At 47.1% G+C, this 6,766-nt stretch carries 6 protein-coding genes; all 6 read left to right on the plus strand.

The features are described 5' to 3' along the window. Positions 1–760 precede the first annotated feature (760 nt). From JCM15908_RS07885 to nqrF, 6 genes are read left to right on the plus strand one after another with little or no spacing between them, the layout of a single operon-like run. Complete coding sequence (locus tag JCM15908_RS07885; protein ID WP_025002931.1) at positions 761–2,110, plus strand: Na(+)-translocating NADH-quinone reductase subunit A; 1,350 nt, start codon at positions 761–763, stop codon at positions 2,108–2,110. A 47-nt stretch (positions 2,111–2,157) separates the two neighbouring features. Then, positions 2,158–3,309 carry an NADH:ubiquinone reductase (Na(+)-transporting) subunit B gene (locus JCM15908_RS07890; RefSeq protein ID WP_025002932.1) on the plus strand — a complete coding sequence of 384 codons (1,152 nt, stop codon included), beginning with the start codon at positions 2,158–2,160 and terminating at the stop codon, positions 3,307–3,309. A 17-nt stretch (positions 3,310–3,326) separates the two neighbouring features. After that, complete coding sequence (nqrC, locus tag JCM15908_RS07895; protein ID WP_025002933.1) at positions 3,327–4,040, plus strand: NADH:ubiquinone reductase (Na(+)-transporting) subunit C; 714 nt, start codon at positions 3,327–3,329, stop codon at positions 4,038–4,040. A gap of 27 nt (positions 4,041–4,067) precedes the next feature. Continuing rightward, positions 4,068–4,697 (plus strand): NADH:ubiquinone reductase (Na(+)-transporting) subunit D, encoded by a 630-nt coding sequence (locus tag JCM15908_RS07900; RefSeq protein ID WP_025002934.1) that lies wholly within the window; start codon positions 4,068–4,070, stop codon positions 4,695–4,697. 2 nt (positions 4,698–4,699) lie between these two features. Further along, entirely contained in the window at positions 4,700–5,326 is a 627-nt protein-coding gene (gene nqrE / locus JCM15908_RS07905; protein WP_025002935.1) for an NADH:ubiquinone reductase (Na(+)-transporting) subunit E, read from the plus strand. A 7-nt stretch (positions 5,327–5,333) separates the two neighbouring features. Then, on the plus strand, positions 5,334–6,602 hold the full coding sequence (gene nqrF / locus JCM15908_RS07910; protein ID WP_025002936.1) for an NADH:ubiquinone reductase (Na(+)-transporting) subunit F: 1,269 nt from the start codon (positions 5,334–5,336) through the stop codon (positions 6,600–6,602). Positions 6,603–6,766: the final 164 nt, after the last annotated feature.

Here is a 6,766-nt window from a genome sequence, read left to right on the forward strand (position 1 = left end):
CTGTGGATTCAACAAAAGACAGGTGTTTTATTTCAGCATCAATACCTGTATCTGTTAGTCTGTTTATTATGAGCTGTGCCGACAGCTTGTTTAATTCTATGTGCTTGGGGTTGAAGCGTTGCCGTGTAGGGGGAATGTCCTGTTGGTTGTATCGGATAGAGCCATTGCGGACGATTAACCTTTGGATATGCAAGTCCAGCGGAGTATGTGATGTTGTGTCTTTAGAGGCCAGAGAATCCAAGGCGAACTGATAGTTAGCAGGGGATGTAGCTGTTTGTTTATAGAAGTCGGCTTTCAGTCCGAAAATTTGTGCGGAGGAAATTGCAATCTTCTTGTTTTTTACTAAAGTGATAAGGTCTATACGTGCTGCAAGTCGTCCTGCCCGTAGCATTTCCTTGTCTCTTTGGTCATAAATGAGTACATCGTCAACAATAATATGGTTTAATATTCCAAGGTCAATTTGTCCTACTTGTACTTGTGTGCCTAATTTTTCCGACAAGGCTTTTGCTACTTCTCTGCCCATCATTTTCTGTACCACCGGTAGATGGGACAATACAATAAAACACACATATAGACATAATGATGCCCATATAATCCAGCGTATTATTGTTTTTGTTCTCTTCAAAGTGTGTACAAAACTACGAAAATTCCTTATCATTATAAAATTCTCATGCTGATTTGTGTACTTTTTACTTAAATTTTACTATATTTGCACCTTAAAAGAAGTGTTGAGAAATCATTAAAATTCCATTTTATAATTATGGCAAATGTTTTTAGGTTACGCAAGGGATTAAATGTCAACCTTGTTGGACGTGCCAAGGAACAGACCGTGCCTTTGAAATTGTCAGGAGTGTATTCGCTTGTTCCTGATGATTTTGTGGGGTTGACCCCTAAGGTTGCTGTTCGTGAGGGAAGCCATGTTCTTGCGGGCGAAGCCTTGTTTGTGGACAAGGGTTGTCCTGATGTTGGCTTTTCTTCGCCAGTGAGTGGCACCGTTCAAGCAATATTACGTGGCGAACGCCGAAAGGTGCTTTGCGTAAAGGTGAAAGCCGATGAGCATCAAGAAAGCGTGGATTTTGGGGTGAAAGACATGTCCCAAATTGATGGTGCGGGCGTGAAAGATGCCTTGTTGAAGGCCGGCTTGTTTGGTTATATCCAACAGCTTCCATACGCAGTGGCTACCCGTCCCGATACTACGCCAAAAGCTATATTCGTTTCTGCTTTGCGAGACAAGCCGCTTCAGGGGGATTTTGAGTATGAGCTGAAAGGTCAGGAAAAAGATTTCCAAACAGGCTTGACAGCTTTGTCCAAAATGGCTAAAGTCTATCTGGGAGTTGGTGCGCAACAGAAGTCAAGTGCCTTGTTGGATGTTAAGGATGTGGAGGTAAATGTGTTTGATGGCCCTTGCCCCGCCGGCAATGTTGGGGTACAGGTGAATCATATAAGTCCTATAAATAAAGGTGAAGTCGTTTGGACTGTAGAGCCAACAGCAGTAATCTTTTTTGGCCGTTTGTTTAATACGGGAAAGGTAGACCTTCGTCGCATTGTTGCAGTCGCAGGCAGTGCCGTGAAGGCCCCACATTATGTAGAGGCACTTGTTGGAACGCCATTAAGCGAAATTCTAAAAGATAATTTGAAGACAGGGTTTAATATCCGCGTCATCAACGGTAATCCGCTGACAGGTATTGTTGCGGATAGCAACGCCGTGTTAGGTGCTCATACTTCTGAGGTAACAGCTATTCCCGAAGGAGACGATGTTAATGAAATGGCAGGTTGGATAATGCCCCGTTTCAACGATTTCTCAACCTCGCGCAGTTACTTTAGTTGGTTGCAGGGAAAGAAAGAGTACAATCTTGATGCCCGTATCAAAGGTGGTGAGCGACATATCATCATGAGTGGTGAATACGATAAGGTGTTGCCGATGGACATTTATGGCGAATATCTTGTTAAGGCCATTATTTCTGGGAATATTGATAAGCAGGAGCAGTTGGGTATTTATGAAATAAGCCCGGAGGACTTTGCCTTGGCTGAGTTTGTGGATAGTTCCAAGTTACCTTTGCAAAAGATAATCCGTGAAGGACTTGATATTCTCAGAAAAGAAAACGCGTAGGGTCTTAATGTACCCATAAACTTTAAGAACCTATAATAAAAAGTAGTATGAGTTTAAGAAATTATCTCGATAAGATACGCCCGAACTTTGAAAAGGGCGGAAAGCTTCACGCTTTCAAGAGTGTCTACGATGGTTTCGACACTTTTCTTTATGTCCCTAACGAGACATCAAAGAGCGGTACGTCCATCCATGATGCGATTGATTCGAAGCGTATTATGAGTATGGTTGTGATAGCTTTGTTGCCGGCAATGCTGTTTGGCATGTACAATATAGGCTATCAAAATGCACTTGCAGCAGGCAAATTGGCTGATGCCACTTTCTGGGGAATGTTTCTTTATGGCTTCTTCGCCCTGTTGCCAAACATTCTTGTTTCCTATATAGTTGGTTTGGGAATTGAATTTGCTTGGGCACAATGGAAAGGCGAGGAGATTCAGGAAGGATATTTGGTTTCAGGTATCCTTATTCCACTGATTATTCCTGTTACTACTCCGCTTTGGATACTTGTGCTTGCTATAGCCTTTGCCGTAATCTTCACTAAGGAAATCTTTGGTGGAACGGGCATGAACATCTTTAATGTTGCTCTTGCAGCACGTGCTTTCCTCTTCTTTTCTTATCCAGCCAAGATGACCGGCGATGCGATATGGGTGGCAAAAGATTCCCTCTTCGGTTTGGGCTATACATTGCCTGACGGCTTTACTATGGCAACGCCATTGGGCGAGATAGCCCAAGGGGTACAGGTAAACAATTCCCTGAACGATATGATTATCGGACTTATCCCCGGCTCAGTCGGCGAGACTTCTGTTATAGCCATTACCATTGGCGCGGCTATTCTTTTGTGGACAAATATTGCCAGTTGGAGGACAATGCTCAGCGTATTCCTTGGCGGAACGGTGATGGGACTTCTCTTCCAGTCTACCGGTGCCACTTCCATTCAATGGTATGAGCATCTTGTACTTGGTGGCTTCTGCTTTGGTGCTGTCTTTATGGCCACCGACCCGGTTACTTCGGCACGTACAGAGACTGGAAAATGGTTCTTTGGCTTCTTCATTGGTGCGATGGCCATCATCATCCGAGTGTTGAATCCCGGTTATCCTGAAGGAATGATGCTTGCCATCCTCTTTGGCAACATGTTTGCCCCACTCATCGATTACTGTGTAGTTCAGTCAAACATCAGCAAGCGTGCCAAGCGTGCTAAATAAATAAGGAGGAGAAAGAAATGAAAACAAATAGTAATTCTTATACAATTATCTATTCCGCCATCCTCGTACTGATTGTTGCCTTTCTGCTTGCATTCGTATTTCAGGCTTTGAAACCCATGCAGGATGCCAATGTTCAGCTTGACCAGCAAAAGCAGATTCTCTTTGCGCTCAACCAAGACCGCAATATGACCAATGCACAGGCAGTAGAGCTTTGGAAGAAGATAATCGTTGCCGATGAGATTATTGACGCTGACGGCAAGATTGTCGAAGCAGGCAAGCAAGGCGGTGTGGACGCGGGCTTTAAGCTGAACAGCAAGGATGCCAAGGAAGGTAAGTTAGCTCTCTATCGCTGCAAGGTAGACGGTAAGGACAAGTATGTCATTCCTGTCTACGGCAATGGCCTTTGGGGACCAATCAATGGTTTTATAGCCATCAACGAAGACAAGGCGACCGTGTTTGGAGCCTACTTTAACCATGAGAGCGAGACAGCCGGCCTGGGAGCTGAAATCAAGGACAACATATCTTGGCAGGAAAAGTTCAGGGGAAAAAATCTTTTTGCAGGAAGCGACAACAGCAAGATAGCCCTTTCCGTTCCCAAGAAGATAGACGACCCGAAGACACAGGTAGATGCCATAACGGGCGCAACCCTGACCAGCAATGGCGTTACGGAAATGTTCTCTTCCGAGAAGGGCGGGCTTCAGCCTTACGTTAAATTCCTGACCAGCAAATAACATTCTGATTTTTAGAACAACAAGAAAATGGATTTATTCTCAAAACAAAATAGAGAGGTGTTCAGCAATCCGCTGAATCTGGACAATCCTATCATGGTTCAGGTTCTCGGCATCTGTTCAGCCCTTGCCGTAACTTCCCAGCTGAAGCCGGCAATTGTGATGGGACTTGCCGTAACCATTATTACGGCTTTCTCCAATGTCATTATCTCCCTTATCCGCAACACAATTCCCAACCGCATACGCATTATCGTGCAGTTGGTAGTCGTTGCGGCTCTGGTAACCATTGTCAGCCAGATACTCAAGGCCGTAGCCTACGACGTGAGCGTACAGCTCTCTGTCTATGTCGGCTTGATTATTACCAACTGTATCCTGATGGGACGGCTCGAAGCCTTCGCCATGACCAACAAGCCTTGGCCGAGTTTTCTCGACGGTGTGGGCAATGGTCTGGCCTATGCCATGATTCTTGTCATTGTCGGTGCCTTCCGCGAGCTGTTCGGTCGCGGCTCTCTGCTCGGATTCAAGATTATCCCACAGAGCTTCTACGATGCAGGCTATATGGACAATGGAATGATGGCGATGCCCGCAATGGCACTCATTCTCCTCGGTTGCGTTATTTGGATTCATCGTGCATATTTCTATAAAGAAGACAAGAAGTAATTATGGAACATCTAATCAGTTTATTCTTCAGGTCCATCTTTGTGGACAATATGATATTTGCGTTCTTCCTCGGAATGTGTTCATTCCTTGCAGTATCCAAGAACGTGAAGACTTCGTTTGGCTTGGGTGCAGCCGTAACCTTCGTGTTGGTTGTTACTACCCCTGTCAACTATCTGCTGCTGACCAAGGTCTTAGGCCCTGACTGCCTTGCAGACGGGGTGGACCTCACCTACCTTAGCTTCATTCTCTTTATTGCCGTGATTGCAGGCATCGTTCAGATAGTGGAGATGGCGGTAGAGAAATATTCTCCCTCGCTCTATGGTGCGCTGGGTATTTTTCTTCCGCTGATTGCCGTCAACTGCGCCATCATGGGAGCGTCGCTCTTCATGCAGCAACGTATCGGACTTGACCCGTCGAGCAGCCAATATATAGGTTCGGTATGGGATGCACTCATCTATGGTCTCGGCTCCGGAATAGGCTGGACGCTTGCCATTGTCGCAATGGGTGCCATTCGAGAGAAAATGGAATATTCCGACGTGCCAAAGCCCTTGCAGGGACTCGGCATCACTTTTATTACAGTAGGACTGATGGCGATGGCAATGATGTGCTTCTCTGGTCTTAAAATCTAAGTAAACAATGGGACAATTCATAACAACAAGTATTCTTGTCTTTCTGATCATCATCCTCGTGCTGGTGATTCTCCTGCTTGTGGCTAAAAAATATCTCAGTCCGAGCGGAAAGGTTACGATAACAATCAACGGCGACAAGCAGATGACCGTCGAGCAGGGCAGTTCGGTCATGGCTACACTGAACGAGAACGGCGTCTTCCTGCCTTCTGCCTGTGGCGGCAAGGCCAGCTGCGGCCAGTGCAAGGTTCAGGTGGTAGAAGGCGGCGGAGAGATTCTCGACTCCGAGCGTCCGCACTTCAGCCGTAAGGAAATCAAGGACAACTGGCGTCTCGGCTGCCAGTGCAAGGTGAAGGGCGACATGTCGCTCAAGGTTCCCGAATCAGTCATGGGCGTAAAGGAATGGGAGTGTACCGTCATTTCCAACAAGAACGTTTCCAGTTTTATCAAGGAGTTCAAGGTGGCTCTGCCGCCGGGCGAGCACATGGACTTTGTGCCGGGTTCTTACGCGCAGATTAAGATTCCAGCATACGACTGCATCGACTACGACAAGGACTTCGACAAGGACGACATCGGAGAGGAATACCTTGGCCCGTGGCGGAAGTTCAACATCCTCTCCCTGAAGGCGCACAATCCCGAGGACACCGTCCGTGCCTATTCCATGGCAAACTATCCTGCCGAGGGCGACATTATCACGCTGACCGTCCGCATCGCCTCGACGCCGTTCCTGCCACGTCCGCAGGTTGGCTTCCAGAATGTGCCGACGGGTATCGGCTCTTCCTACATCTTCTCGCTCAAGCCGGGCGACAAGGTGATGATGAGCGGCCCGTATGGCGACTTCCATCCGAACTTCACCTCGGGCAAGGAGATGATTTGGATTGGCGGTGGTGCCGGCATGGCACCGTTGCGTGCGCAGATTATGCACATGACCAAGACGCTGCACACTACCGACCGCGAGATGCACTTCTTCTATGGTGCGCGTGCTCTGGGAGAAGCGTTCTTCCTCGAAGACTTCTGGGAACTGGAGAAGGAGTTCCCCAACTTCCATTTCCATCTCTCGCTCGACCAGCAGGACCCGAAGGCCGACGAGGCGGGCGTGAAGTATTACACCGGCTTTGCCGTCAACTGCATCTGCGACGAGTATCTGAAGCAGCACGAGGCACCGGAGGACTGCGAATACTACCTCTGCGGCCCTCCAATGCTTATCAAGACGGTTACCGACTATCTTGACAGCCTTGGCGTAGAGCAGGATGCCATCATGTATGACAACTTTGGGTAATAGCATAAATGAATAATTGGAAAGTGGAGACAATATTTTGTCTCCGCTTTTTTTATTGTCTGTCGTCAACGGTGGTTTCGGGCAGTCGAAAAGCCGTTTGCGGCAAGCGGAAAATTTATATACGGCAAGCGAAAAAATTATATACGGTTAGCGGAAAATTTATA

It is taken from the genome of Prevotella dentasini JCM 15908 (genome assembly GCF_000614065.1).
Lineage (GTDB): Bacteria > Bacteroidota > Bacteroidia > Bacteroidales > Bacteroidaceae > Prevotella > Prevotella dentasini.